Annotated in this window: 27 protein-coding genes and 1 riboswitch; of the genes, 16 read left to right on the top strand and 11 right to left on the bottom strand. The window is 63.4% G+C overall.

What is annotated here, in order from left to right; translation table 11 throughout:
* Nucleotides 1-30: 30 nt before the first annotated feature.
* Nucleotides 31-756 carry a haloacid dehalogenase type II gene (locus CH275_RS07480; RefSeq protein WP_094676683.1) on the bottom strand — a complete coding sequence of 242 codons (726 nt, stop codon included), beginning with the start codon at nt 754-756 and terminating at the stop codon, nt 31-33.
* 197 nt (nt 757-953) lie between these two features.
* On the opposite strand from CH275_RS07480, the gene srmL reads away from it, so the two are divergent.
* Genes srmL through CH275_RS07495 form a run of 3 tightly spaced genes read left to right on the top strand, consistent with a single transcriptional unit; the run spans nt 954 to nt 2,956 of the window.
* A complete protein-coding gene (gene srmL, locus CH275_RS07485; RefSeq protein ID WP_094677287.1) occupies nt 954-2,072 on the top strand; it encodes a PheS-related mystery ligase SrmL in 1,119 nt (372 codons plus the stop codon).
* A 45-nt stretch (nt 2,073-2,117) separates the two neighbouring features.
* Entirely contained in the window at nt 2,118-2,495 is a 378-nt protein-coding gene (locus CH275_RS07490; protein WP_373453687.1) for a cupin domain-containing protein, read from the top strand.
* Nucleotides 2,492-2,956, top strand: coding sequence for a GNAT family N-acetyltransferase (locus tag CH275_RS07495; RefSeq protein ID WP_179276032.1), 465 nt, complete (start codon nt 2,492-2,494; stop codon nt 2,954-2,956). The genes CH275_RS07490 and CH275_RS07495 overlap by 4 nt, the downstream gene beginning before the upstream one ends.
* A gap of 9 nt (nt 2,957-2,965) precedes the next feature.
* Here the strand turns inward: CH275_RS07495 and CH275_RS07500 are convergent, their stop codons facing one another.
* Nucleotides 2,966-4,039, bottom strand: coding sequence for an aldo/keto reductase (locus CH275_RS07500; protein WP_094676687.1), 1,074 nt, complete (start codon nt 4,037-4,039; stop codon nt 2,966-2,968).
* Nucleotides 4,040-4,169: 130 nt separating this feature from the next.
* Between CH275_RS07500 and CH275_RS07505 the strand changes: the two genes are divergently transcribed.
* Both CH275_RS07505 and CH275_RS07510 read left to right on the top strand, forming a co-directional pair.
* Complete coding sequence (locus CH275_RS07505; RefSeq protein ID WP_256990907.1) at nt 4,170-5,030, top strand: helix-turn-helix transcriptional regulator; 861 nt, start codon at nt 4,170-4,172, stop codon at nt 5,028-5,030.
* An 88-nt stretch (nt 5,031-5,118) separates the two neighbouring features.
* Nucleotides 5,119-5,988, top strand: a complete 870-nt coding sequence (locus CH275_RS07510) for an AraC family transcriptional regulator (protein WP_094676691.1) — start codon at nt 5,119-5,121, stop codon at nt 5,986-5,988.
* A gap of 88 nt (nt 5,989-6,076) precedes the next feature.
* Here CH275_RS07510 and CH275_RS07515 read toward each other — a convergent pair whose 3' ends face one another.
* Nucleotides 6,077-6,520: a MarR family winged helix-turn-helix transcriptional regulator gene (locus tag CH275_RS07515; protein ID WP_094676693.1), complete on the bottom strand. Its 444-nt coding sequence runs from the start codon at nt 6,518-6,520 to the stop codon at nt 6,077-6,079.
* Nucleotides 6,521-6,579: 59 nt separating this feature from the next.
* Here CH275_RS07515 and CH275_RS07520 point away from each other — a divergent pair, with 59 nt between their 5' ends.
* Together CH275_RS07520 and CH275_RS07525 are read left to right on the top strand one after the other, a co-directional pair.
* On the top strand, nt 6,580-7,107 hold the full coding sequence (locus CH275_RS07520) for a phenolic acid decarboxylase (RefSeq protein ID WP_094676695.1): 528 nt from the start codon (nt 6,580-6,582) through the stop codon (nt 7,105-7,107).
* Nucleotide 7,108: 1 nt separating this feature from the next.
* A complete protein-coding gene (locus CH275_RS07525; protein ID WP_094676697.1) occupies nt 7,109-7,564 on the top strand; it encodes a DUF3237 domain-containing protein in 456 nt (151 codons plus the stop codon).
* 82 nt (nt 7,565-7,646) lie between these two features.
* Here CH275_RS07525 and CH275_RS07530 read toward each other — a convergent pair whose 3' ends face one another.
* Nucleotides 7,647-8,075, bottom strand: a complete 429-nt coding sequence (locus CH275_RS07530; RefSeq protein WP_094676699.1) for a PPOX class F420-dependent oxidoreductase — start codon at nt 8,073-8,075, stop codon at nt 7,647-7,649.
* On the bottom strand, nt 8,072-8,551 hold the full coding sequence (locus CH275_RS07535; protein ID WP_218828757.1) for a tetratricopeptide repeat protein: 480 nt from the start codon (nt 8,549-8,551) through the stop codon (nt 8,072-8,074). The genes CH275_RS07530 and CH275_RS07535 overlap by 4 nt, the downstream gene beginning before the upstream one ends.
* A 105-nt stretch (nt 8,552-8,656) precedes the next feature.
* On the opposite strand from CH275_RS07535, the gene CH275_RS07540 reads away from it, so the two are divergent.
* The 3 genes from CH275_RS07540 (at nt 8,657) to CH275_RS07550 (ending at nt 12,103) form a co-directional block, all read left to right on the top strand.
* Nucleotides 8,657-9,559, top strand: coding sequence for a LysR family transcriptional regulator (locus tag CH275_RS07540; protein ID WP_094676701.1), 903 nt, complete (start codon nt 8,657-8,659; stop codon nt 9,557-9,559).
* A 114-nt stretch (nt 9,560-9,673) separates the two neighbouring features.
* Complete coding sequence (locus CH275_RS07545) at nt 9,674-10,783, top strand: isocitrate/isopropylmalate dehydrogenase family protein (protein WP_094676703.1); 1,110 nt, start codon at nt 9,674-9,676, stop codon at nt 10,781-10,783.
* Nucleotides 10,784-10,786: 3 nt separating this feature from the next.
* Nucleotides 10,787-12,103, top strand: coding sequence for a CitMHS family transporter (locus CH275_RS07550; RefSeq protein WP_094676705.1), 1,317 nt, complete (start codon nt 10,787-10,789; stop codon nt 12,101-12,103).
* Nucleotide 12,104: 1 nt separating this feature from the next.
* Here CH275_RS07550 and CH275_RS07555 read toward each other — a convergent pair whose 3' ends face one another.
* Complete coding sequence (locus CH275_RS07555) at nt 12,105-12,473, bottom strand: glyoxalase (protein WP_094676707.1); 369 nt, start codon at nt 12,471-12,473, stop codon at nt 12,105-12,107.
* Between the two features lie 60 nt (nt 12,474-12,533).
* On the opposite strand from CH275_RS07555, the gene CH275_RS07560 reads away from it, so the two are divergent.
* Nucleotides 12,534-13,004 carry a nuclear transport factor 2 family protein gene (locus tag CH275_RS07560; protein WP_143546708.1) on the top strand — a complete coding sequence of 157 codons (471 nt, stop codon included), beginning with the start codon at nt 12,534-12,536 and terminating at the stop codon, nt 13,002-13,004.
* 78 nt (nt 13,005-13,082) lie between these two features.
* Here CH275_RS07560 and CH275_RS07565 read toward each other — a convergent pair whose 3' ends face one another.
* The 4 genes from CH275_RS07565 to CH275_RS07580 all read right to left on the bottom strand — a co-directional run bounded on the left by CH275_RS07565 (nt 13,083) and on the right by CH275_RS07580 (nt 17,305).
* Nucleotides 13,083-13,880, bottom strand: a complete 798-nt coding sequence (locus tag CH275_RS07565; protein WP_094676711.1) for an ABC transporter ATP-binding protein — start codon at nt 13,878-13,880, stop codon at nt 13,083-13,085.
* Nucleotides 13,877-14,902, bottom strand: a complete 1,026-nt coding sequence (locus CH275_RS07570; protein ID WP_094677293.1) for a FecCD family ABC transporter permease — start codon at nt 14,900-14,902, stop codon at nt 13,877-13,879. Before CH275_RS07570 ends, CH275_RS07565 begins: the two co-directional genes overlap by 4 nt.
* Nucleotides 14,899-15,927 (bottom strand): ABC transporter substrate-binding protein, encoded by a 1,029-nt coding sequence (locus tag CH275_RS07575; RefSeq protein ID WP_094676713.1) that lies wholly within the window; start codon nt 15,925-15,927, stop codon nt 14,899-14,901. Before CH275_RS07575 ends, CH275_RS07570 begins: the two co-directional genes overlap by 4 nt.
* A gap of 2 nt (nt 15,928-15,929) precedes the next feature.
* Nucleotides 15,930-16,118: riboswitch (cobalamin riboswitch) on the bottom strand.
* Complete coding sequence (locus CH275_RS07580) at nt 16,106-17,305, bottom strand: MFS transporter (protein ID WP_094676715.1); 1,200 nt, start codon at nt 17,303-17,305, stop codon at nt 16,106-16,108. (Overlaps the previous riboswitch by 13 nt.)
* A 47-nt stretch (nt 17,306-17,352) precedes the next feature.
* On the opposite strand from CH275_RS07580, the gene CH275_RS07585 reads away from it, so the two are divergent.
* From CH275_RS07585 to CH275_RS07600, 4 genes are all read left to right on the top strand, one after another.
* Entirely contained in the window at nt 17,353-18,417 is a 1,065-nt protein-coding gene (locus CH275_RS07585) for a substrate-binding domain-containing protein (protein WP_256990908.1), read from the top strand.
* A gap of 93 nt (nt 18,418-18,510) precedes the next feature.
* Complete coding sequence (locus tag CH275_RS07590; protein ID WP_094676717.1) at nt 18,511-19,863, top strand: putative bifunctional diguanylate cyclase/phosphodiesterase; 1,353 nt, start codon at nt 18,511-18,513, stop codon at nt 19,861-19,863.
* A gap of 14 nt (nt 19,864-19,877) precedes the next feature.
* The gene (locus CH275_RS07595; RefSeq protein ID WP_094676719.1) at nt 19,878-20,297 is read left to right on the top strand and encodes a TIGR03668 family PPOX class F420-dependent oxidoreductase; all 420 of its coding nucleotides are present in this window, start codon (nt 19,878-19,880) and stop codon (nt 20,295-20,297) included.
* A 143-nt stretch (nt 20,298-20,440) separates the two neighbouring features.
* Complete coding sequence (locus CH275_RS07600; RefSeq protein ID WP_094677297.1) at nt 20,441-20,995, top strand: GNAT family N-acetyltransferase; 555 nt, start codon at nt 20,441-20,443, stop codon at nt 20,993-20,995.
* Here CH275_RS07600 and CH275_RS07605 read toward each other — a convergent pair.
* Entirely contained in the window at nt 20,977-21,960 is a 984-nt protein-coding gene (locus CH275_RS07605) for a hypothetical protein (RefSeq protein ID WP_094677299.1), read from the bottom strand. The genes CH275_RS07600 and CH275_RS07605 overlap by 19 nt on opposite strands.
* A gap of 318 nt (nt 21,961-22,278) precedes the next feature.
* Here CH275_RS07605 and lysX point away from each other — a divergent pair, with 318 nt between their 5' ends.
* Nucleotides 22,279-25,590: a bifunctional lysylphosphatidylglycerol synthetase/lysine--tRNA ligase LysX gene (gene lysX, locus CH275_RS07610; RefSeq protein ID WP_094676721.1), complete on the top strand. Its 3,312-nt coding sequence runs from the start codon at nt 22,279-22,281 to the stop codon at nt 25,588-25,590.
* The last annotated feature ends 80 nt before the right edge of the window (nt 25,591-25,670 follow it).

Genomic DNA, 25,670 nt, shown 5'->3' on the forward strand with positions numbered 1-25,670 from the left:
CGGCTGCGGCGGACGCGCCGCGTCACCAGCTCACCCACTGCGATGCGCCTCGTCGGCAGCTGCTGCGAAGGCGGCCATGCTCGGAAACTTCATGTCGTAGCTGTACTCACCGCCCGGTTGTGGGGTTGCGCCCCAACCGGGTCGGTCCTGGCGTCGATCGATCCACACCGACGGAATGCCGTGGCGCTTGGCCGGCACGTGATCGTGGAACAGGCTCTGCGCAACGTGAAGCAGACGCGATCGGGGCACGCCGAGGTCGTCGAGTACTCCGTCGAGTGCATCGAAGTGGTTGTCGGCCGGCTTGTAGGCCTTGACGTCCTCGGCTGTGACGATGGAGTCGAACTCGACGCCCAGTCGCCGACTGCTACCGGCGAAACCGTCGCGGTGCACATTGGACAGGATGACGAGCTTGTAGTGCTCGGCGAGAGTCGCCAATGCGTCGGCGGAGTCCGGGAACGCAGGCCAATCGGGTACGGACGATCCGAGTGTGCTCGCCCACTGCGCCGACACACCGATTCCCAGCGCGTCACCGGTCCGCACGAGCGCCTCTGCGAGGATCTCGGAATAGAGCATCGAGGGTGAGTCGAGCTGAACCCGAGACTCGTTTGCCCCGTAGGCCTCGAGTAGCTCGTCATCGGACACGACCGAACCGGACTCCTCCGCCCACGCCCGGAGAACGTTCAGAATTCCTGCCTCCCAATCGATCAGCGTCCCGTAGCAATCGAAGCTCAGTACGTCGTAGTCGGCGAGATCCATCGTGCGAGCGCTCCTCACGGAATTCGGTGGCGGCCCACAGCGCGTGCCGTTACCGTCTACAGGTCATGAACATCGTACTGCGATTTACAGGCCCTCGACCGGGTACCGGTCGTCGGGCCAGCCCAGTACTCCGCTGAAGTCCGGACGTCCGACACGGTCGAGGGAATTCCATCCGTCGATCGATGAAGGACAGTGTCATGAACAGCTACATCTCGAATTCTCAACTGATGCAGTATCTCTCGCTGCGAGACCTGACAGACCCGGACCAGGGTGCGCACGCGATGCAGCTCCTGGTGACCGATGTGGTCGAGGATCTCGCGCACATGTGGCACACGGCTACCGAGGTCGTTCGGCTCAGTGCCGTGGTACCGGTGGAGGACAACTACGACAAGCTCGGTTTCGATGCCGAGGCCGTCACCCGTGACCGTCGGTACTCGCGCTACCTCGGTCCGGAGGTGATGCTGCGCAGTCATACCTCCGCATACATCCCGTGGCTACTCGAGCAGACGGACAATGGATCGGACGTCGACCGGCTCGTCGTTCTGCCCGGCCTCGTCTATCGGCGCGATGCCATCGACCGTACGCATGTCGGTGCACCTCATCAGGTAGACCTGTGGCGCTTGACATCTCGGGCGACCCTCACCGACCAGGACATGACGGCGATGATCGAATCCGTTGTTCGCTCCGTGCTACCGGACGCCGAGTGGCGGGCAGCACCGGCGAAGCATCCCTACACCACCGGCGGCTACCAGATCGACGTACTCGTCGGCGATGCATGGATGGAGCTCGCCGAATGCGGCAGGATCTCTTCGGAGTTGTTGCAGCGCAGCGGACTCGATCCGGGCCGGTGGTCGGGGCTCGCACTCGGGTTGGGCTTGGACCGAGCACTGATGTTACGCAAGGGAATCGACGACATTCGCCTGCTACGCGCCGAAGATCCGCGGATTCGAAGCCAGATGCTCCACTTGAACCGGTGGCGACCCGTATCGCACATGCCGCCCATCGGTCGCGACATCTCGGTCGTTGTGCACCGGAGCATCGACGACGAGATCCTCGGCGATGCCGTTCGCACCGCTCTTGGCGGCGACGGCGAACTGCTCGAATCCGTCGAACTTCTCTCTGTCACCACCTACGGCGATCTGCCCGAGGCCGCTCGTATCCGACTCGGCCTCGGTGCCGACCACGTGAATGCGCTGATCCGCATGACGCTGCGGCCACTCGGTCGCACGATGACCGACCGGGAAGCAAATCTACTGCGCGACAAAGTTTATCGTGCAGTCCATATCGGGCCCGTGTCGGAACTGCCCGACGAGTAGAATTTGGGGACGGTCGAATGGAGCGACGACGAAGGGCAACATCACATGAGCATGGACAGCACCGGCGGCGATGTACGCAATGTTTCCGACGCTCTGAACGTGATCGAGAATCCGTGGCAACCCCACCGACTCGTCAGCGTCAACGACTACGACGTCAAGGTGGTGAAGCTCCTCGGCGAGTTCGTCTGGCACACGCACCCGGACACCGATGAGATGTTCTTCGTTCACAGTGGGGAACTGATCATCCAGCTGCGCGACCGAGACGTCGTCCTCGGTCCTGGCGATGTCTTCGTCGTCCCGGCAGGCGTCGAGCACTGCCCCAAGGCCGTCGAGGAGGTATCGGCGTTGCTGTTCGAGAGAACGGGCACCGTCAATACCGGGGATGCGGGCGGAGACCTGACTTCTCGAGTCCGAGAGTTGTGACGCGAATTCTCGTGCGCCCCGCTGTTCGGTCCGATGCCGAGTTTCTGTTCTCGATGGCATCGGACGCCGAGGTGGTCCGATGGGTCGGAGACGGAAAGGTCTGGAGCAGAGCCTATTTCGATCGCCGACTGGCGAAGGCGTTGAGCGCGACGGACAGCCACCGGCCGGATGTGCAGAGATGGTTCATCGGAACGACGAGGGAGCCGATACCCGTCGGACTGCTCAGCATCACTCGGCGATCCGACCACCTGGAGGTCGGCTATTGGGTGCATCCGGAACACTGGGGCCACCGATACGCAGGCGAGCTGCTCGAGCACGCGCAGCAGTATGCGGCCGGGCTACCGATGGCGGCGCAGGTGTATCGGGCGAACACGGCCTCGCGCCGGGTGCTCGAAAGTGCGGGATTCTCGCTCGTCGACGACACGGAGCCCATGACCTACCGTCGCCCTCCCGTGCCATGATGCTGCGGCTCACCACCGCCTGGTCGGGCGCGGACGAGTACTGGTGTGTCCGGTCGTGACGCTGCGCACCATCGGTCGCATCAGAAATTCGTGCGGAAAACCGAGGTCCACAGCGCTGACTGCATGCAGCCTGTCGAGCTGGGATTCGTCGAACAGCACATCGAGAGCAGAGATGTTCTGCTGCAACTGTTCCACGGTCCGAGCACCGATCAGCGAGCTGGTGACCGACGGATTCCGAAGCGTCCATGCCAGCGCTACCTGCGCAGCCGACGCACCGAGTTCTCGTGCGACGTCGACGACGACGTCGGCGATGGCGAGTCCCCGCCTGGTCAGCGTTCCGCTTGACTTCGCGTGATCGCGACGGGTTCCTACTGGGCTGTCGGAACCCGCCGTCTCGAGGTCGGCGGCAGAATATTTGCCCGTCAACACCCCACCGCCGAGCGGAGCCCAAGGAATCACACCGAGACCCAGATCGCCTGCCATAGGAAGTAATTCCCGCTCGGTGGTTCTCTCGATCAGGCTGTATTCCACCTGAAGTGCCGCAAAAGCCGGCCATCCACGCACCTCTGCCGTGGTGTGCATACGAGCGACTTGCCACGCTGGGGTGTCCGAAACACCGAGATACAGCACCTTTCCCGAACGGACGAGTTCACCGAGCGATGCGATGACCTCGTCACTCGGCGTCATCCCGTCCCACGCATGCAAGTACAGCAGGTCGATGTAGTCGGTGCCGAGATTCTTCAGGCTCGCTTCGACAGACCCGCGAAGACTCTTTCTCCCACCCCCACCGGCATTCGGATCCGACGGATCACGCGTTGCCGCGTATTTCGTCGCGACGACGATCGAATCGCGACGGCCCCGGAGAAACCTGCCCAGGTACCGCTCCGACTGGCCCTCGGTGTAGACGTTGGCAGTGTCGACCATGTTTCCGCCGGCGTCGAGGTAGGCGTCGAAGATTCTCCTCGAGTCGTCCTCGTCAGCACCCCAGCCCCAGGCGTCGCCGAATGTCATGGCTCCCAGCGATAGTGGTGATACTCGCAGACCGGAGCGGCCCAGCAGTCGGTACTCGTCCATGCGCGTCATCGGTTGTTCCTCTCGTTCACGGTTCTCTCCAGCCCACAGTCCCGGTCCTGTCCAGCGACGGGAAGGTCGTGATCATCCTGGGAAAGGCGGTACCAGGCTGATCACGCTGCAATCGCCTACTCTGAGGCGGGTGAGTACGCGGCCGGGTCGAGACGAGCTGGCGGCATTTCTGCGTGCCCGACGCGAGGCACTCGTCCCGTCGGATGTCGGTCTGCCGCCGCGAATCGGGGCGTCACGTACGCCTGGACTGCGACGCGAGGAAGTCGCTGCGCTGGCCGGGGTGAGCGTCGACTATCTCGTTCGGCTCGAGCAGGCAAGAGATGTTCGGCCGTCCGCCCAGGTGGTTCGGTCACTGTCGAATGCGTTGAAGCTGTCCTCCGATCAGACCGGCTATCTGTTCACGCTCGCCGGGCATCGGGCACCCGAGCGGGCCGCCGCCCCGCAGGTTCCCACCGGCATCCGGCACTTGCTCGGTGATATCGCCCCGCTGCCGGCGATGGTGCTTAATCACCGACTCGACATACTGGCCGCGAACGACACGATGGCCGCGCTGCTGCTCGACATCGACGACCGTCCGGTCTCGGAACGCAATGTTCTGCGAATGTGTTTCCTGGACAAACGATTCGACGGATTCTACGAGGCACGCGACGACGTCGTCCGAGGTGCAGTGGCCGACCTACGTGCCGCATGGGTGAATCACTCTCACGACGAGGAGCTCGCCGCCTTGATCGACGAGCTCGAACGAGGGAGCACCGAGTTCTCCCGATTCTGGCAGTCTCGGGAAGTGGCCGTACGGAACCGGGGTGACAAACCGATGCGACATCCGCTCGTCGGGCCGGTGACCGTGACGTTCGATGTTCTCACGCCACTCGGAGACCCGGACCTACGGCTGATCGTCTACCGGCCCGCGGACGCGCAATCTCGTTCTGCGCTGGACGAACTCGTTCGGCAGCGACAACGACGCAGTGGGCGGCATCTGCGCACGATCTGACGTCCGACTTTGCCGGGCACAGAAAGTCGAGTGTGCGCTGCCACCCTTGCCTATCGTTTCGGTCAGAACGAAAGAAGGTCCCCGCCACATGCTCGAACGATGGAACGCAGCACTCGACTACATAGAGGACAACCTCGCAGGCGAGATCGACCCGCGCGAACTCGCACGGATCACCCTCACCTCCGAGTACCACTTCCGACGCGTGTTCTCGGCGCTCGCCGGACTACCGCTGTCGCTGTACATCCGTCAACGCCGAATGACCCTGGCAGCAGCGGACCTCCTGGGCGGCTCGGGTGTGCTGGACGTTGCATCCAAGTACGGCTACACCGCAGACGCGTTCACCCGTGCGTTCCGAGACCTGCATGGCATCAACCCATCTCGAGCACGCAAGCCCGGAGCCAACCTTCGTTCGAGACAAGCAGTGACATTTCATCTGACCATCGAAGGACGGAGCACCATGCGATACCGAATCACCGAACTGCCGGAATTGCACATCGTCGGCAAGTCGACCCGCATCCCACTTCGGTTCCGCGGCGAGAACACCGCCATGACCGAATTCCACCGAAGCCTGGCCCCCGGAACCGGTGAGAAACTACGCGAACTCGCCGACATTCCCGAACTACCCGACATCCTCTTCGTCAGCGACGGCTTCGAACCCGAACGCGAGGACGGCAGTCTCTTCGACTACTACTTCGCCGTCGCCACCACATCACCCACACCACCCGAGTGGGACACCCTCGCCGTCGCCGCATCGACCTGGGCAGTATTCGAGACGCGCAGCGATACCGCACTCGCGCCCGCACTCCAACAACTCTGGGCCGACGCATTCGGCGAATGGTTTCCCTCCAACCCCTACGAAACGATCCCGGGACCGGAAATTCTGACCGTCACCGAAAACACACCCGACTGGACCTCGGGAGCGGGAGAACTGTGGATTCCAATCCAGCGAAGCCACTAGCCACGGTGCCCACTCAATGTGACGTTCAGTGGCCTTTTCGGGGGTCAATGGCACATCGAGTGGACCCGCACGATGTGGGTCCGAACAATCAGGAATACCCGCGGGCCAAGATCGTCGTCAGGTCGGCCAGGGCTGGGGTGGCCGCAGACAGCGCTCGCCGGTGGTCGGGTGTCAGTTCGTCGAGTGCGTCCGAGAGCACCTGTGAGCTGACTGCGTCGTATTCGGCGAGGAGTGCAAGGGCCTTCGGTGATGCTGTGAGGGCCGCACCGCGTAGGTCCCCCGATGAGACCGATCTTTCGACGAGCCCCGCGTCGACCATCGCTTTGATCAGGTTGCTCACGGTGGAGCGGGCGAGGTTGAGGTATGCGGCGAGGTTTCCCGGGCTCATCGACGGTCCCCCGGCGAGGGCTCGCATGACCTCGATGTGCGAATCCGGAATGTCGGGCAACTGAGCGGCTTCTCGCGTCGCACGAAGCAACGAACGTCGTAGCGGTCCCAGTTGCCGACCGAGCTCGATCGCGGTGGAGTGCATCGTTCGATGGTCGCACAGATAGTTTTGCCGCAAACATAGTTTTGTGACAAAATTGTCCTATGGAAACAGAGACCACAGTTGAGAACCCGATTCCGACTCAGGACCTCCGCGGCATCGTCGGACACCGATTCATCTACACGTACGCGAACAACTGGCAGTACGAGATGTACGTCAAGAACGCCACAACCATCGACTACCGCATCCACACCGGCATGGTCGGCGGACGATGGGTCAAGGATCAGGAGGTCGACCTCGTTCAGCTCGATGACGACGTCTACAAGATCTCCTGGAACGAACCCACGGGAACATCGGTTGTCGTCAACGTCCTACCCGGTAAACGACGCTTACACGGCACCATCTTCTTCCCTCAGTGGATCGAGCTCGACGGTACGAAAACCGTTCTATACCAGAATGATCATCTCGACGAGATGCGCGCCTACCGTGATGCGGGGCCGACCTACCCCATCTACGTGGTCCCCGAGTTCGCCAAAATCACGCTATTCGAAAACGTCGGCAGCGACGACGAGACGATCGTGTCGGTCGCGCCGGCTGACCTACCCGACGGATTTGCCGACCGAACCAACTAACGTGCGCCCTGAGCTGACCTTCGTCGCACATCTGTCGGTGATCGTGGGTGACCCGATCGACCTGGGCGAGGTGGTCGATGGTCACCGTCGCCTCGTCCCGATCCTGGGCGGGACCGTCGAAGGCCCTCTCCTACGCGGTCGAGTCCTGCCCGGCGGGGCGGATCACCAAATTCTCCGCACTGCCACACTCACCGAGCTGGACGCCAGATACGCGCTCGAGACCGACGCAGGCGAACGAATCGCCGTACACAACGTGGGGACTCGAAGCGGTACCGAGGAGGACATCGACTCACTGGTACGCGGCGAACAAGTCCCTGCCGACCGCATCTACTTCAGGAGCCAACCACGACTGTCCTCCGCTTCGAGCCGACACGCGTGGATGAACGAGCGCTTGTTCCTCGGATCCGGCGAACGATTGCCGAACTCAGTGGAGTTGGACGTGTACCAGGTCAATTGAACCGCCCGACGGCATGTACTCAATGTGACGTTTGGTGGCCTTTTCGGCAGTCAATGGCACATCGAGTGGACATGGGGGGCCGTCAAATCGACTGACCGTAGACGTGGGTGACGGCAATCGTCACCAGTACTCGTCGGTCGGCGACCATGACTGCTCGGTATTCCGTCCAGTCAGGGTGCTCACCGGCCGCGGCGCGGTAGTAGTCGACCAGTGCCTCGGTTTCGGGGCTGTTCGGTGAAGTGCCCGGCCCGGTGAGGGTGACGGTCCCTTCCGCCGTTGCCCATGCCTTACCGTCGGGGCTGGTCACTTCCAGCGCGGCACGCGGGTCTCGGCGCAAGTTGGCCGTTTTCGCCCGCCCTTCGGTGACCGAGATCCGGATGGTGCCGGCTGCCCGGTCGTAGAACGGCGTCACCGGAGACAGCTGCGGTAGTCCGCTGGCCTTGATGGTGGCCAGCACTCCGATTCGGCTTTGCTCGAGCAAGTCGTGTGGATCGAATGCATTGCCGGTCATGGATTCCCCTCAGGTCGTGTGGACAACTCGGCCGCGTATGCCCCGATTGCGCGGCGGTACTTCCCCAGCGCCGGATGCGCTGCGTGCAAGGCGTTTTGCAGTGCCCGTTCACCTCGACCGAGATCCCACAGGGTCAGCGCGGCGAATGCGTCACGTGCAGAGATGTATTCACTGGAGAACTCGAAGTTCTGCAGCACGTCGAGCGCTTCGTGTAAACGCCCGACATTGCGCAACGAGCTGGCCAGTTGAATCCGGGCCTGATTCTCTCTGTCGACATCGAGCCCTCCGGACAGGGACGCCTCGTACAACGGGACTGCGGCTGCCCCGTCGCCGAGAAAGTCCTCCAACGATGCACGCTCGAACATCATGCGAGCGTCCGAATACGGTGCGGTGGAAAGCAGGTGGTCCATCTGCATCCGCATCCGTACGGGATCGGTGTCGTCCGCTTCCCGCCAGAACGCCGCTAGCGGGTCCACGGTGCCTCCCCCTGCTGCAGCTCGTTCGTCGAGTGCGCTGAACCTACTCGCACAGGTGCTGTCGTCACGGGCTCCATCGTCGCAGACACCGCTTAGTCTCGACGGATGGATGTGGAACTGTCCCTGCTCAAGCTACTGGTGGAGATCGACCGCAGCGGGTCGATGACGGCCGCTGCCGAACGGCTCATGTACACCCCATCGGCGGTGTCTCAGCAGGTCAAAAGACTCGAGTCCGTCGTGGGCACCCCCGTCGTCGAGCGACATGCGCGCGGAGTGCGCCTCACCGAAGCCGGTCGGCTCGTAGCCGGGAGAGCCGCGGCCATCGACACGCAACTGTCTGCCCTGCGCGCCGACCTCGACGATCTGCTCGACGCCCGCAGCGGCCACGTCACCCTCGGCGTCTTCCCTTCCTTCGCTGCATCTCTTCTGCCGGACGTCATGGGCGCGTTTCGCTCCGCGCACCCGGGGATCGAGCTGGGAATACGGTCGTCACGGCTACGCGATCTGCACGCCATGCTGCTCGGCCGTGAGGTGGATCTGTCCTTGGCATGGGATTACCCGGAACTGCCGATGATGGTCGACGACGTCGAGACCGAGGTCATCGCCGACGACGCCACCGTTCTTCTCGTTCCGGCGGGTTGGTCGCGCGGAGGTCCGATTCTCCTCGACTCGCTCGCAGACGAGCAGTGGATCGTCCGCGCATCGCAGCACGCCATCACCACGATGTTCCGATCGGCCTGTCTCAAAGCGGGATTCGAGCCGAAGGTCCTCGTCGAGTCCAACGACTACATGGAATCTCAGGCAATGGTGGCAGCCGGACTGGGACTCACCGTGGCACCAGCCATGACCACTCGCTACCTTCGCGATGGCGTGGAATCCATCGCTCTGGACGAACTCTCGCGGCGTCGAATCCTGCTGTGCCGGCTCGATCAACGAACGCCGTCACCCGCCGCGAAGGCTATGCGATCGGTTCTGATCGCGTTGTTCCAAGCTATGAATTCGGCTTAAGTCCGATGTAAGAAACAGTCTCTGGTCTTCACGCTGGTGGCACGGCAAGGTATGCCACAGGTCACAACGAGGGCCGAGTCCGCAACGGTGCGGACGTGAACACCTGGAGACATCGTGACATCCGGATATTCCGACTCCGCCCGTCCCAACACCGTCGAACTGGTGGTTCTCGCCGGAGACGGCATCGGTCCCGAAATCAGCTCCGCGACGGTTTCTGTCGTAGAGGCCGCGCTCGCACGCAACGGCATCACCGCCACCTTCACCGTCGGCGTCATCGGATTCGAGGCACATCGCGCATCGGGGACAACGATGCCCGACGCCATCGTCGACCTCGCACGCACAGCCGACGGCGTCATCCTGGGCCCGGTGTCGCACCTGGACTACCCCCCGGCGTCGGAGGGTGGCGTCAACCCGTCGGGAATACTGCGGCGAAAGTTGGATCTGTACGCCAACATTCGGCCCGCAAGGACCGTCCCGGCCCTGCCGAATCCTCTCGGCAAGAAGTTCGACCTCGTGATCGCCCGAGAGAACACCGAAGGCTTCTACGCCGACCGCACCATGTTCGCAGGTGGTGGCGAATTCATGCCCACCGAAGACCTCGCCCTCGCCATCCGAAAAGTGACGCGACGTGGTTCCGAACGAATTGTTCGCCGCGCCTTCGAGCTTGCACAGACGCGTCGATCGAAGGTCACAGTGGTACACAAAGCCAACGTCCTCAGGCTGAGCGACGGACTGTTCCTCGAGGCCGCCAGGGCCGTCCGACAGGACTTCCCCGATGTCGACTACGAGGAGCTACTGGTCGACGCAGTCGCGGCACTTCTCATCCGTCGACCGGAGTCCTTCGACGTCATCGCCACCACCAACATGTTCGGGGACATCCTGTCCGACGAGGCGACCGAACTCTCGGGCAGCCTGGGGTTGGCAGCGTCGCTGAATGTCGGCGACACGCATGCCGTCGCACAGGCTCAACACGGATCGGCACCCGATATCGCCGGGCAGGGAATCGCCAACCCGGCATCCTTGATCGGCTCTGCGGCCATGCTCCTGGACTGGATCGGGCAACAGCGCAGCGACGAAAGAGTCTCTGCAGCCGGACAATCGATCCATCGAGCCATCGACACCGCAGTAGGCAAGCCCGAGACCCGCACAGCGGACCTCCACGGAACCGCGACAACCGAGCACTTCACACGCGCGGTGATCGAGCACCTCGATTCGGAGGCCTGAATCGTGCTGGCAGTACTCGGATTCGTCTCTCTTGCATCCTTCATGCTGGTGGTCATCAAGAAGTGGGCGACGGCTCTGGTTGCCGTCGTGACCATCCCGATCGCGGTCCTGCTGATCAGCGGTCAGGGGGCGGCACTACCGGACATGGTGGCAGAGGGCATCGAAACCGTCGCTCCCACAGCGATCCTCCTACTGTTCGCCGTCCTGTATTTCGGGATCATGATGGACGCCAAACTGTTCGACCCCATTTCGCGTGGCATCATCCGGTTGTCCGGAGGTGACCCCGTCAAAATCTGCGTCGGCACAGCGGTTCTCGCACTCCTGGTCGCACTCGACGGCGACGGCACGACGTCGTACATGATCATTTGCTCTGCGTTTCTTCCCATCTATCGCAAGCTCGGAATCAATCCCCTGGTTATCGCCACGATCGCGACGATGGCCCTCGGGACCATATCCGGCACCACCCCCTGGGGTGGAGCTGCGACCCGAGCGATCAGCGTGTTGCAGATCGACGCCACCGACTACTTCGTACACATGCTGCCGGCGATGCTGCTCATGTCTGCGGCGATCATCGGGCTCGCGTACCTGTTGGGCCGCAGCGCACGGAAGAAGATCTCCCCTGAGCGCATCGCCGAAGTCACCGCGCACGTGTCCTCCGGCGGGCACGACAAGGGCTCGGAAGGAACACTTCTGACGAAGGCATCCTGGCGAACCTGGGTCAACGCAGCACTGACGGTGACCTTGCTGGTGCTGCTGGTGCTGGGAGTTGCCGACCTACTGGTGCTGTTCATGCTGGGATTCATCATCGTGCTGGTCGTCAATCACCCCAAGCCCTCCGATCAGGGCGAGGTGATCCGATCGCACGCAGCCAACGCCGTCCCCGTCGTCATATTGGTCCTCGGTGCCGGCGTGTTCACAGGAATCCTCACCGAGACCGGTATGACCACCGCCATGGCCGACGCGCTGATCTCGCTGATTCCGGACGGCGCCGAGGGCATGATCCCTGCCGCGGCCGCATTGATCGGCATACCGTTGAGCTTCTTCATGGCCAACGATGCCTACTTCTTCGGGATCGTGCCGGTCCTCGCGGAATCGGCTGCGCAGTACGCCATCCCACCCGAGGAGATGGCGCGCGCCGCAGTGATCGGACAGATGGCTCACTCGATCGGACCGGCGTCGGCGCCGTTGTGGGTCCTTCTCGGCTTGGTCCGCGCATCACTGGGCGACTTCCAGCGCTTCGCATTCCTGTGGATACTGGCCGCATCGCTGATGTACATCGTCTTCGCGATACTCACCGGAGCAATCTCGGTCGGTCTGTGATCTATTGTGCTGCTACGAATTCGATTCGATTACCCACTCCGTCACGGGTATGGAATCGTCGACGACCCGGTATCTCGTCCACGTCGGCCCAGTCCACCGGATATCCGGCAGACGTCAGCGCTGCAGCGGTGGTATCGACGTCGACGGCGAAGGCCGGGTGCGCCTTGAGCGCCGGGCGAAAGTCGTCCTCGATGCCGACATGCACCTCGCCATCGGGACCGCCCACTCCCGGCACGCGAAACCAACAGCCCCCGCGGACTGCCAACAACGGCGGTTTCGCGATTTCCTGCCAGCCGAGCGCACCCGAGTAGAACTCGCGCTCACGGTCCTCGCCGCCCGCCGGGCATGCGACCTGCACGTGGTGAATCATCGAACGAACGTACCGCCATCTCGATTGACACGTCGGTGAACGGTAGGCAAACGTATGGGTATGCAACTGAGATTTCTGGCCGGCGTCTCGACGGCCTTTGCAGTCAAGCTCCTGGTGATGCGAGCGCTGACACTCAAGCTGCAGCGAGACATCGAGGCACTCAACAACGGCGATTACCGTCCCCTGCTGGCGTCGTTCCACCGAGATGCGGTGCTCAGATTCGCCGACGGGAACAGCCGCTGGTCCGGTACCCACCGCGGCCGCCCTGCCATCGAAAAATTCTTCCAGGACTTCGTCGCCGCCGGCATCAAGGGCCAGATCACCGAAATCTACAGCGGCGGCGCACCCTGGCGAATGACCCTGCTCGCACGCTTCGACGACTACGCCCGCACAGCCGACCGCACCGAGCTCCACAGCAACCGCACAGTGCTACTGATCCGCACGAGCTGGGGGAAAATCATCTCGCAGGAAGACTTCTTCGAGGACACGACACGCATCGACGCATTCGAGAAGAAACTGCGGCAACTCTAGGGTCGCCTGCCCTCGTCCGGGTTCACCACCTCCGCCGGTACTCGATGTGACATTCGGTGGCCTTTTCGACGGTCGATGTCACGTTGAGTGGACTCGGGGGGCGGGTGGGGCGGGAGATTGCGGGCGACGGTAGGTCACCTGTGGATAGTTGTCGGCATTCGTCACGGTGGCGTGCACGTTGTATACCGATCGCACCAGGTGTTCGGTGATCACATTTCCAGGGGTGCCCGAAGCCACGATGGTGCCCTGGTCGAGGACGATGATCCGGTCGCAGAACATGGCTGCCAGGTTGAGGTCGTGCAGCGCGATGTAGCTGCTCAGGGGTAGGCCTGCGACGAGGGTGAGGATGTCGAGTTGATGTTGGATGTCGAGGTGATTGGTCGGCTCGTCGAGCAGTAGTTCGGTGGGTTGCTGGGCGAGGGCGCGCGCGATCTGGACTCGCTGGCGTTCGCCCCCGGAGAGGGTGTGCCAGCGGCGGGTGGCTTTCGACGCCATCGCGGTATCGGCGAGCGCCTGCGCGATCGCTACGTCGTCGTCGGCCGCGTCGCCGCCGAGGATCCCGTGGTGGGGGATGCGGCCGAGGCGGACGACGTCGCGGACACTGATGTCGACGTCGGTGTCGGAGTGTTGGTCGACCATCGCCACGCGTCTGGCCACCCGCCGTCGACGCAGGGTCCGCAGGCTGTCTCCGTCGAGCAGGACGTCGCCGCCGTCGGGGGCGACGATCCCCGCGAGGATGCGCAGCAGCGAGGATTTTCCCGAACCGTTGGGACCGATCAGCCCGATGGTCTCTCCCGGTTCGGGCGCGAAGCTGATGCCGTCGAGGATCGGGTGCCCGCCACGGGTCCATCGAATGTGGTTGGCGTGCAATGTCATCGAGACCTCCGTAGCCGAAAGAGAATGAGCGCGAAAGCGGGCACCCCGATCAGCGCCGTGACCACTCCGACTGGAATCTCCTGCGGCGCGAACACAGTTCGAGCAATGGTGTCGACCCAGACCATGAAGATCGCGCCGATCACCACCGTCGTCGGCAGCAGTCGTCGATGCCTCGCGCCGACGAGGAAGCGAGCAGCGTGCGGCAGTACCAGCCCCACGAAACCGATCGCGCCGGCAGCACTGACGAGCGCGGCCGTGATCAATGCGGTGATGATCAGCAACAGGATTCGCACCCATTTCACCGGAACACCGAGGGCGGCCGCCGCGTCGTGCCCGAAAGTGAACGCATCGAGGGCCGAGGTGTTGAACAGGCACAACACCATTCCCAGCAGCGTGACCGCCCCGCACAGGGCCACGTCCGTCCAGTCGGCACCGCTCAGAGAGCCCAGGAGCCAGAACAGCACTCCCCGGGTTTGTTCGGCATCGGCCGAGGAGATGACGATGAACGACGTCAGAGCCGAGAACAGTTGTGTTCCGGCCACTCCCGCCAGCACGACGCGGTCGTTGCCGCCGCCCGCTCCTGCGGCGAGCAGCATGACCAGTACGAACGACAGCAGTGCACCAGCGAACGCGCCGGTCGACAGCGACAGTGCGCCGCCGCCGACCCCCAGCACAGCGACCACGACAGCACCGGTGGATGCGCCCGACGAGATACCAAGCACGAACGGGTCTGCGAGAGGATTACGCAGCAGCGATTGCATGATGGCTCCGCACAGCGCCAGACCCGCACCACAGACGGCCGCCAGCAGCGTCCTGGGCAGCCGCAGCTCCCAGACGATGCCATCCTCGATGCGGCTCACCCCGGCCGTGCCGATTCCGATGTGCCCCAGTATCACTCGATAGACGTCGGCAACGGAGACACTGGCCGGACCGATCGTCACGGCCACGCCGATCGACAGCACCAACACCGCACAGCCACCGAGAAGAAGCGGGATCAGCAACCCGCGATCGGTCCGGCTCATCGGGTGGTCAGGCCCCAATTCTGCAGGGCAGCAGCCACTTTCTCGACTCCGTCGATCGTCCGGATCGAGGGGTTGAGGTCGGCACCGTTGACGACGATGTAGCGCTTGTCCTCGACAGCGGTCAGTCGGCTTGTGACGGAGTTCGATTCGAGGAATGAAATTTTGCTGTCGAGGGCATCCCCGGCAATGCTGCGTCGGCTCAGATCCGCGAGCACGAGCGCCGTCGGGTTGCGGTCGAGGACACTCTCCCAATTGACCTGGGGCCATTCGTCGGTGGTGTCGGCATAGATGTTCTGCGCACCGACCGAATCGGTGATGATGCCCGACGACCCGCAGCACCCGGCCATGTACGGGGTGTCGGTATCGGCGAACCAGTACGCCAACGTCACACCAGAGGCATCGATGGCTCCGGAGGCCTCGGCGAAGCGATCCTGCAGCTCGCTGACGAAGCGCTCCCCCCGATCACGCACGTCGAAGATGGCCGCGAGGTCGCGAACCTCCTGGTAGACGGTCTCGATCTCGAGCGGGGATGTACGCGCGCCGTCGGAGTTGACGCTGTCGTCGGTCTTGCCATTGCAGTCGGTGGGAGAGAGATAGCTCGGCACACCGAGCTGCTCGAACTGGTCCCGGTCGGCGACGCCTCCCGGCCCGAGGGTGCCGCCGAACGAGGCGGAGACGAAGTCCGGCTCGGCGTCCAGCACCACCTCGAGGGAAGGCTTGTTGTCCGCCAACCTGGGGACCTTCGAGTTCTCCGACTCGAGGTTCTCCCGAACGGGGTCGGTCCAGGTTGCGGTGCCGACCATGCGGTCTGCCAAACCGAGCGACAGCAGAATTTCCGTCGAACCCTGGTTCAAGGAGACCGCGCGTTGCGGAGGGGCGCCGACAACGACGTCGCGGCCACAATTCTGAATGGTCAGCGGGTAGTTGCCGCTGGTCGGGTCGGCCGCGTCGGTGGTTGCCGTGGACGAACAGCCGGCGAGAACAAGGATGGAGACAGCGCCTAGGACGGCGAGAGTGGTACGCATCGTCAGAGAGCTTCCTGCTGAGGGCTCGTGTCGCGGAGCCGCGGATGGAGGTGAATCACGACGTCCGAGCATTCGGACTTCGAGCTCTCACTCGTCACCGTTGCGCGCCAGCTCCGGATTTGCACCGGATTCCCTCGTTCGTCGCGTGCTGACCCTATCGTGCGGGACCCCTCAACGGTCAGCGTGCCGCTGCTGTCACCGGCCCCTGTGCATAGCTGCGTGGAAAGGTGTTGCGCGCCAGGACGACAACGGCCAACGCTGCGCCTACGAGCGCCGTTGCAGCAGCGGTGACGGCCACGATGCCACTGAGGTCGATCACGACGCCGCCCACCAGCGCGCCCGTCGCGATCGCCAGTTGGAAAGCAACCACATAGATCGCCGACGCCTTGTCCGCATCGGCCGGTGCTGCTCTGACCACGGCCGATTGAATACACACCGGGAGGGTGGTGAATGCCAGCCCCCACAACGCGATGGCACCGACGGCGAACACGGCCCAGCTGCCCGGTGCCCCGCTCAGAGTGCACCAGAGAATTGCCACTGCCGCTGCGACCGCACCCAGTGCCCCGATGGTCGAGTGCCGGGGCCACCGGTCGTAGGTTCTGCCGATCACCCAGATGCCGATCACCCCGAACAGTCCGTACAGCATCAACATCAAGGTCAGGGTGGTTCCCGCCGATCCGATGGCACGGTCGACGATCACCGAGAAGTACGTGTACGCGGCGAAATGACCGAGGACAGCCAGGAACGTCACGCCGCACAGAATGGCCAGGGAGCCGTCGAGCACTCGCGGTGTCTCTTTCGTTTCCGAGACCGCTCGGGCGACCGGAAGCGCCGGGAGTACGAAGTACAGTGCCACAGCGATGGCTGCGGCGACGATGCCGAGAATCGTTGCTGCCGTGCGCCATCCGAACCACTGGCCCAAGGCTGCCGTGAGTGGGTTGCCGGCGACCAACGCCAACGAGGTGCCCGCGTAGACCGTGGCGATGGCCTTGCCCTGCCTACCGGGCAGCGCAAGGGACGCGGCGACGGGCGCGACGACGGCCCAGAAGACTCCGTGCGTCGCGGCGCAGAGCATTCGAGAGATCACCAACATCGGATAACCGACGGAGACCGCCGAGAGGAGTTGCGAGAGTGCGAGTGCGGCAACGGTGATGACGACGACGCGTCGGCGCGGCCATTCGCGTACGAACCTGATCAACGGCATCGTCATCACGGCGACGCCGTAGGCATAGAAGGTCAGGAGGAGCCCGACGGCCGATTCGCTGACACCCAGGTCGCCGGAGATCTCGGGGAGCAAACCCACGGGCAGCGTTTCCGCTGTGACGTAGATGAAGGCGGCCGCGGCGAGCACGAGCAGTCTCGGTAGAGGTGACGACATGCTGTGTATCGTTACACATCATTGTTGGATCGCGCTACAGTTGCCCAGTGAACACTCGGGTGACCATGGCCGACGTTGCCGCGGCGGCGGGCGTTTCCACCATGAGCGTGTCCTACACCTACAACCAGCCGAGCCGTGTCTCGTCGGCCACCAGAGACCGAGTCCGCGCGGCAGCGGCCCACCTCGGCTACACCGGACCCAATCGCGCAGCCCGATCGCTGCGGAGCGGCAAACACAACAGCATCGGCGTCGTACTCGGCGAGAAACTCACCTACGCTTTCGAGGATCCGCAGGCTCGACGCTTCCTGTCGGGTATCGCCGACGCGTGCCTCGACGCCGACACCGCACTGGTGATGCTGCCGAACCTGCACCGGGACAACGACACCGCGCGAATCCGAGACGCACAGGTAGACGGGTACGTCGTGTGGACCACCGAGATCGGCGACCCCCTCCTGGACGTACTCGTCGATACCGGACGCCCGACCTGCATCCAGGGTGGGCCCGACCACCCCGGCCTCGAGTGGATCGCCATCGACGACCGAGCAGCGGCAGAGGCAATCGCCACCGCCGCCTTGAGCAGCCGAGCACACCCGGCGATCGTGGCTCTTCGGCCCGATTCCCGACGCGAATCGACGATCGTGCGTGGCGCGGATGCGTCGAACATCTCGATGCCGGTGACGCGAGCCCGGATCGAGGGCTACCGCGACGCGTGCCTTCGACTCGGTATCGACTGGTCGACGGTACCGACTCTCTTCACCACCCACAACGCCCGCGCCGAAGGTGCCGTCGCTGCGCAGCAGTTGTTCCAGGACGACGTCGTCGACACCCTGCTCGTGATGAGCGACGAGCTCGCCTTGGGGGCGATCGACGCTGCGGCATCGTCCGGAATCGACATTCCAGCGCGGCTGGCCGTCACCGGGTGGGACGACTCCCCCGCTGCAGCAGCAGCCGGGTTGACCACCGTTGCGCAATCGTTGTTCGACCAGGGCCGGTCGGCGGCCCGATGGGTACTCGGACTGAGCGAGGGCGTGGATGCCGCAGCCTGGAGCATCGAGGAACGAAAATCGACGGAAGTCGAAAACCGGACACAAACCGAGGACATCATGATCTAATAGGTCGTAAAAAGGGGGATGTCCCCGGTTTATAGCAGAAAAGCAAACTCTCAGCTACGATCTGTCATGGCTATCCGGCCATGAGGGGGAACAGTGAGCCGAGAGCACGACGCGCCGCCCCGTCATGTCGCTGCCACCCGACACGACGCACTGACCGGACTCCCGAGCCGCGACGAGATTCTCACTCTCATCACCGCCGAATTGGCCGACCGCAGTTCGGACCAGCACTTCAGCGTCCTGCTGGTCGACATCGACGGATTCCGAGAATTCAACGACGCCCTCGGGCCCGCTCAAGGTGACGATCTGCTGTGCATGATCGCCGACCGGCTCGCCGCCTCGCTCCGGCCCGGCGACACCATCGGCCGACTCGCCGGCGACGAATTCGTGGTCATCGCACGACGATGCCACTCCATCGCGGCCCGCGCGATGGCAGCAGGCTTCGCGAGCATCTTCGAGCCCGCTTTCGCGCTGGGCAACCGGCAACTCACCCTCACGGCCAGTGTGGGAGTCGCCTCCAGCACCGAAAAAGACATCAGCGCAACACAATTGGTGCACAATGCCACCGCTGCGATGCACGCCGCGAAAGCCGTCGGCCGGAACAAGTATCACGTCTTCACCGATGAGCTGCACCACACCAACCGCACCCGACTCGAACTCATCGAACGACTACGCGGCGTCGCCATGGTCGAACGTGAACTGACGATGGTCTACCAGCCCATCGTCGAACTCGCGACCGGGTCGGTTGTCGGCGCGGAAGCGCTCATCCGATGGAATCACCCCGAACTCGGCCTCTTGATGCCCGACACCTTCATCCCACTCGCCGAAGACGCAGACCTCATCGTCCCGCTGAGCCTGTGGATCATCACCGAGGTCGCGCACACGATCGCCGACTGGCAGTCCCGCAGCATCCACCTCCAAATCGGGGTCAACATAAGCCCGGCCCACTTCGCCACCGGAACCCTGGCCACCGACGTCATCGATATCGTCGACACCTACCGCATCGAACCCGGACGGCTCGCACTCGAACTGTCCGAATCGAAAACACTGCACGACCTCGATGCCGTGCACTACCAACTTCGCGACGTCCAACGCCACGGCGTCCTCATCGCCATCGACGACTTCGGCACCGGCTTCTCCTCGCTCGAACGCCTCGCCACCCTCCCCGTGGACATCCTCAAGATCGACAAATCACTCACCCAGCACCTCGACAGCGACAACCTCCACCGACGACGCGCCATGACCACGCTGTGCACAGCCCTGGTCGACGTCACCACCACACTCGGCAAAGACACCGTCATCGAAGGAATCGAGACCGCCGAGCAACTCCAGATCTGCACCGACATGGGCGTAACCTTCGGCCAAGGACACCTACTCGGACGCCCCATGTCCATCGCGGCACTCGAACAATTCATCGCCCGACACAGCACCCACAGCGAATCCGCATAACCCAAGGAACGAACGTGAAGATCGACAACGAAGTTCAACGCTTCACCGACGCACCCCGAGCTCAACTCTCCACCATCAACCCCGACGGCACACCGCACCTGGTGCCGATCGTGTTCGCCGTCGCACCCACCGGCGACCGAATCTTCACCGCCATCGACTGGAAACCCAAGACAACACAGAAACTCCAGCGACTCGACAACATCCGCGCCGACCCCGCCGTCAGCCTCATCGTCGACCACTACTCCGACGACTGGACCCAACTCTGGTGGATCCGCGCCGACGGAAACGCACACATCACCGAAACCTCCAGCGCCGAAGGCACATCGGCAACAGACGCCCTGGTCGCGAAATACAGTCAATACAAGAACAACAGACCCGAGGGTCCGGTGATCATCATCGAGAAACTGTCCTGGCGATCCTGGTCGGCCTCCTGACCCTCACGAGACACCTCCGTCCACTCGATGTGACATTCGGTGGCCCTTTCGACCGTCGATGGCACATCGAGTGGACATGACGATCTGCGAACTGCAGTCAAAATGGCTCGCCGATGCGCGGCGTGGCCGTCAGACTGACTGCCATGGTCTTCGCGCCTCCCGATCGGATTGTGACCGACCGCCTCGTGATTCGTCGGGAGTCGGCGGATGACGCTGCCGTCGTAGCCGATGCGATCGATCGCAATCGAACTCGGCTTCTGCCGTGGATGAGTTGGGCGACGGGCGAGGCTGCGGAAGTGTCGACGCAGGTCGCTCGCATCGCAGGCGCCAGCGAGCAATGGGACGCCGGCGACATGTTCGACTACAGCATTTTCGATCTGGTGGACGGTTCCTTCATGGGCAAGATCGGCCTGCATCGCAGGATCGGTCCGCACGGAATCGAATTGGGGTACTGGCTCGATGCCGAAGCCGAGGGTCGCGGGGTGATGACCGAGGCCACCACGGCGCTGATGAAGGTCGCACTGGAGCTCGACGAAATCGACCGAGTCGAAATCCACTGCGATGAAGCAAATCTCAGGAGCCAGGCCGTGCCCAGAAGGGTCGGCTTCGCGCTGGACAGGATCGAGAATCGACCGATCGCTGCGGCGTCCGAAACGGGCCGTCACATGGTGTGGGTATATCAGCCCGATTGTCGGTAGGTGCGGTCCACTGTCGGGCGCATCGTGACGTTCGGTCGAGGTCGTGCCCTTGCCTGTTCGTAGCGTGCCCGCAAATCCGACAACACCCGTTCCGGATTGTCACGTATGTCGCTCGGCAGGTGTGTCACGACGATGAGGCCCGCGTTCTGCGCTCGCTCACGCCGCTCCACCGTCGCTCGGTGGTCTGCAGGGGACAGGTGGTACTCGAGCGAATCGATCTCCCAGTCCAACGCGACGTCGTCGAGCCAATTGTCGGCGATCAGCAGGAACTTGCCCTGCTCGTCGTACACAGCAACGTTGTGGTGCATCGCCGGAAGCCCGCTGCGGCCGTACAGCTTCTGGGCCTTGGCCTCCGCCACCGAGTGTGCGCCCGTCGCCAATTCCCTCAACACTCGCCGGGGCATCGCAGTTCCCCGCGTACTACCGGCGTTCAGCTCCTTCATGATCGCGTCGACGGTGGCCGCTCCCCTCTGCACGACACGTGCAATCAACGCCATGCACTGCTCGGTGTTCTTCATTCGGCGGACCGCGTCGCACAAGCATCGAACGACGGGCGCGACGCGCAGCCCCGACTTGATCTCCGGCGGCGGCATCCGCCACGTGCGCTCCACCGCAGCGAAGCCCACGGACTTTCGATGTTGCGCCTCGGGAATGAGGGCGAACGTCTCCTCGAACGACCCCGGCGGGAGCAATCCGTGCAGCGCCAACCCTGCCCGACCGCTGATCACAGCATCACTCCCGCAGTAGATCGACACCGCGGTCGCGCGTTCCAACTGCGTCAACGAACGGTTCGTCAAGAACACCAACCCAGGCAGCGCCCGTGACCAGATACCGTCCGGGAGTGTGCGTCGGACAATGGTCTTCGAGGCCACCCCGAGCTCGAGCAGCTTCGCCGTCCGCACCAACCCTCGATCCGACGCAGCCGCGATCACCTTCGCATCGATTCGTGCGCCGCCCCGTTTCATGAACATGATGATGCGCTGCCCGCACGACACGATTGGCACATGACGACGGACAACAGAATGCCCTGTGGATAACTCTTTGCCTGTGGATCGACTCGGAATCCGATCGCCGGCATCGAGGGCCGATGCGAGCCCGCAACCGCCCGCCGCAACCGCCCGCCCGCCGACCGTCTCAGGTCCACTCGATGTGCCATTGACCGTCGAAAAGGCCACTGTCGGTCACATTGAGTGGGCGGGAGGTGCGGGCAATGATCGCAGAGTCGGGGGCGACGGGGATACCGTCTACTTTGCATACATGCATTCTGACTTCGGGAGTGAGACATGACGGCGACAGCAGTTCCCTCGGAGCGGTCCGGTTCTACGACTCCACGGTCGTTCGTTCCGCCCGAGCGAGGTCGGTTGAGTGAGGTTCCGCATATCGCGGGGCTGGTGCTCGGGGTGTTCGCCGTGCTGTTGTTCTTGTGGAGTCTGTCGCCCACTCTGCGTTTTCTGATTCACGTTCCTCGCGAGTACGTGGACCGGTACTACTTCGACGCGCCGGACACGAGTTTGTCGTGGGCGCTGGTTGTCGGGTTGTTGGCGGCAGCGTTGGCGAGTCGCAAGAGAATTGCGTGGTGGTTGCTGACGATCTATCTGGTGTTGTTGGCGATCACCAATGTCGTCGAGGGTATCCAGGACAAGAACGTCAACTCGTGGATCGCACTGGCTGTGCACGTTCTGGTGGCCGGGGTGCTGGTCGCGTCGCGCAAGGAGTTCTACACCCGGGTCCGCCGTGGCGCGGTCTGGAAGGCGCTCGGCGTGCTCGTGCTCGGAGCGGCCGTCGGAACGATTGTCGGGTGGGCGCTGGTGGCCTTGTTCCCCGGTTCGTTGCCGGAAGGTCAGACATTTCTGTGGGCGTTCAACCGCGTCACGGCGTTGGCGACGGTGGACAACGAGCAGTTCGACGGCAGGCCCAACGGTTTCGTCAACACGGCGTTGGGCTTGTTCGGTGCATTGGCGTTGCTGGGCGCGATTTTCACGTTGTTTCGGTCGCAGCGGTCCAGCAATGCGCTCACCGGTCGCGACGAGTCCGCTCTCCGCGGTCTGCTCGACAAGTGGGGTGCCGACGATTCCCTCGGATACTTCGCCACCCGCCGCGACAAAGGTGTCATCTTTGCCACGAGCGGCAAGGCGGCGGTGACGTATCGCGTCGAGGTCGGGGTGTGTCTGGCCAGTGGGGACCCGATCGGCAATCCGGAGGCATGGCCGCACGCGATATCCGAATGGTTGGACCTGGCCGAGAAGTACGGCTGGACTCCAGCTGTCATGGGGGCCAGCGAGATCGGAGCCACCGCGTACAAGCGGGCCGGCCTCAGCGTCCTCGAACTCGGCGACGAAGCGATCCTGAAAACCAAAGACTTCAACCTCAATGGACGCGAGATGCGCCCCGTGCGTCAGGCGGTCAACCGGGCTCGCAAAGCGGGTGTCGTGGTCACCGTGCGTCGTCATCGGGACATTTCGTCGGAGGAGATGTCGGAGATCATTGCCTGCGCGGATGCGTGGCGCGATACCGAGACCGAGCGCGGTTTCTCGATGGCGTTGGGCCGCCTGGGTGATCCGCTCGACGGCGATTGCCTTCTGGTGCAGGCGATTCAGGGCGAGAAGGTGATCGGTGTTCTCTCGCTGGTGCCGTGGGGCCGCACGGGCGCGTCGCTGGATCTGATGCGCCGGGATCCGGCATCGCCGAACGGGGTGATCGAGCTGATGGTGACCGAACTCGCGACCAGCGCAGACCATTTCGGCGTCAGCAAGATCTCGCTGAACTTTGCGGTGTTCCGCGCGGCGTTCGAGGAGGGCAGCCGAATAGGGGCCGGACCGGTACTGCGGATCTGGCGCAGCGTGCTGGTGTTCTTCTCGAGATGGTGGCAGCTCGAGGCCCTGTATCGCTCGAACGTGAAGTACCTGCCCGAGTGGGAACCCCGCTACCTGTGCTTCGCAGACAATCGGGTGTTGCCCAAGGTCGGAGTCGCTTCTGCCATCGCCGAGGGCTTCCTTACCCTCCCGACCTTCCGACGGGCGTCGACGCACACCGGATCCCATGTCGCTGTCCCCGCCGCTCTGGCCGACGCCGAGGACATTCATCCGGACGGCAGTGGTCCCGACAGCGTTCTCGACGAGCAGACAGCGAGTCGCAAGCGCCCCGACCAGGTGCGCGTGCGGATGTCGAAGCTCGATCGCCTCGAACGCGAGGGCACAGAGGGCTATCCCGTCGCCTATCCCCCGACTCACACGGTCGAGGCAGCAGTGACCTCGCCGCAGGGTACAACGGTGCGAATCGCCGGACGTATCCTGCGGATCAGGGATTACGGCGGCGTCGTATTTGCTGTGGTCCGCGACTGGTCGGCCGACATTCAGGTGCTGTTCGACCGCGATCGCGTCGGCGATTCGATCGAGAACTTCGACGCCGATTTCGACCTCGGCGATCTCATCGAGGTCAGCGGCACCATCGGACGCAGCAAGCGCGGAGAGCTGTCGCTACTCGCGAGCGACTGGCGAATGAACGCCAAGTGCCTGCACCCGTTGCCGGACAAGTACCGAGGACTCACCGACCCCGAGGCCCGGGTGCGGCAACGCTACGTCGATCTGGCCATCAATCGCGACGCTCGCGCGCTGATGATCGCTCGCTCGAATGTCGTCAAGTCACTGCGTGATTCGCTCAGCGAGCGCGGGTACATGGAAGTGGAGACCCCGATTCTGCAGCAGGTGCACGGTGGCGCGAATGCAGCGCCGTTCGTGACTCACATCAATGCCTACAATCTCGATCTCTACCTGCGGATCGCCCCGGAGCTGTACCTCAAGCGCCTGTGCGTCGGCGGTATGGAGAAGGTGTTCGAGATCGGTCGCGTGTTCCGCAACGAGGGCGCGGACTTCAAACACAATCCCGAGTTCACGATCCTCGAGGCGTACGAGGCCCACAGCGACTACGAACGCGCAATGGTGTTGTGCCGCGAACTGATTCAGCGGGCAGCCGTCGCGGCACACGGTCGCGAGATCATCCTGCGCCCCGACGGTCCCAACGGGGAGATGATCGAGATCGACATCTCCGGCGAGTGGCCCGTCAAGACGCTGCACGGTGCCGTCGCAGAGAAGTTGGGAGTGCCCGTCGAACCGGCGACTCCTCTGGAGGAGCTCCAGCGTCTGTGCGAAGAGAACGACATTCCGTACGAGAAGACCTGGGACGCAGGAGCGCTCGCCCAGGGAATGTACGAGCACCTCGTCGAGGACTACACCCAGTTCCCCACGTTCTACAAGGACTTCCCGACGTCGATGTCGCCACTGACGAGGCCGCATCGCAGCATCCCGGGCGTCGCGGAGAAGTGGGATCTCGTTGCGTGGGGTGTCGAACTGGGAACGGCATACAGCGAACTGACTGACCCCGTCGATCAGCGGCAACGACTCACCGAGCAATCACTGTTGGCGGCAGGCGGCGACGAGGAGGCGATGAGCTTGGACGAGGACTTCCTGCAGGCACTCGAGCACGGAATGCCGCCGACCGGTGGTCTGGGAATGGGCGTCGACCGCGTCGTCATGCTCATCACCGGAGGCAGCATTCGCGAGACGCTGGCGTTTCCGCTGGCCAAGCCTCGTCAGTGATGTCCTCTGCAACCGAGCCAATTGGACGAACCGGCCAGAAACAAGGAACATGACTGTAAACAGTGGCGGAAACCGGAAAT

It is taken from the genome of Rhodococcus sp. 06-235-1A (genome assembly GCF_002258785.1).
GTDB lineage: Bacteria > Actinomycetota > Actinomycetes > Mycobacteriales > Mycobacteriaceae > Rhodococcoides.

What these genes read in the sequence shown, in the direction of transcription:
- CH275_RS07515 (WP_094676693.1), bottom strand. Translation starts at nt 6,520, where the DNA reads ATGCACTCCACCGCGATCGAGCTCGGTCGGCAACTGGGACCGCTACGA.
- CH275_RS07605 (WP_094677299.1), bottom strand. Translation starts at nt 21,960, where the DNA reads ATGAAACGGGGCGGCGCACGAATCGATGCGAAGGTGATCGCGGCTGCG.
- CH275_RS07600 (WP_094677297.1), top strand. Translation starts at nt 20,441, where the DNA reads ATGGTCTTCGCGCCTCCCGATCGGATTGTGACCGACCGCCTCGTGATT.
- CH275_RS07500 (WP_094676687.1), bottom strand. Translation starts at nt 4,039, where the DNA reads ATGACGCGCATGGACGAGTACCGACTGCTGGGCCGCTCCGGTCTGCGA.
- CH275_RS07565 (WP_094676711.1), bottom strand. Translation starts at nt 13,880, where the DNA reads ATGACATTGCACGCCAACCACATTCGATGGACCCGTGGCGGGCACCCG.
- srmL (WP_094677287.1), top strand. Translation starts at nt 954, where the DNA reads ATGAACAGCTACATCTCGAATTCTCAACTGATGCAGTATCTCTCGCTG.
- CH275_RS07560 (WP_143546708.1), top strand. Translation starts at nt 12,534, where the DNA reads ATGCAACTGAGATTTCTGGCCGGCGTCTCGACGGCCTTTGCAGTCAAG.
- CH275_RS07480 (WP_094676683.1), bottom strand. Translation starts at nt 756, where the DNA reads ATGGATCTCGCCGACTACGACGTACTGAGCTTCGATTGCTACGGGACG.
- CH275_RS07570 (WP_094677293.1), bottom strand. Translation starts at nt 14,902, where the DNA reads ATGAGCCGGACCGATCGCGGGTTGCTGATCCCGCTTCTTCTCGGTGGC.
- CH275_RS07520 (WP_094676695.1), top strand. Translation starts at nt 6,580, where the DNA reads ATGGAAACAGAGACCACAGTTGAGAACCCGATTCCGACTCAGGACCTC.
- lysX (WP_094676721.1), top strand. Translation starts at nt 22,279, where the DNA reads ATGACGGCGACAGCAGTTCCCTCGGAGCGGTCCGGTTCTACGACTCCA.
- CH275_RS07555 (WP_094676707.1), bottom strand. Translation starts at nt 12,473, where the DNA reads ATGATTCACCACGTGCAGGTCGCATGCCCGGCGGGCGGCGAGGACCGT.
- CH275_RS07510 (WP_094676691.1), top strand. Translation starts at nt 5,119, where the DNA reads ATGCTCGAACGATGGAACGCAGCACTCGACTACATAGAGGACAACCTC.
- CH275_RS07575 (WP_094676713.1), bottom strand. Translation starts at nt 15,927, where the DNA reads ATGCGTACCACTCTCGCCGTCCTAGGCGCTGTCTCCATCCTTGTTCTC.
- CH275_RS07540 (WP_094676701.1), top strand. Translation starts at nt 8,657, where the DNA reads ATGGATGTGGAACTGTCCCTGCTCAAGCTACTGGTGGAGATCGACCGC.
- CH275_RS07530 (WP_094676699.1), bottom strand. Translation starts at nt 8,075, where the DNA reads ATGACCGGCAATGCATTCGATCCACACGACTTGCTCGAGCAAAGCCGA.
- CH275_RS07490 (WP_373453687.1), top strand. Translation starts at nt 2,118, where the DNA reads ATGAGCATGGACAGCACCGGCGGCGATGTACGCAATGTTTCCGACGCT.
- CH275_RS07580 (WP_094676715.1), bottom strand. Translation starts at nt 17,305, where the DNA reads ATGTCGTCACCTCTACCGAGACTGCTCGTGCTCGCCGCGGCCGCCTTC.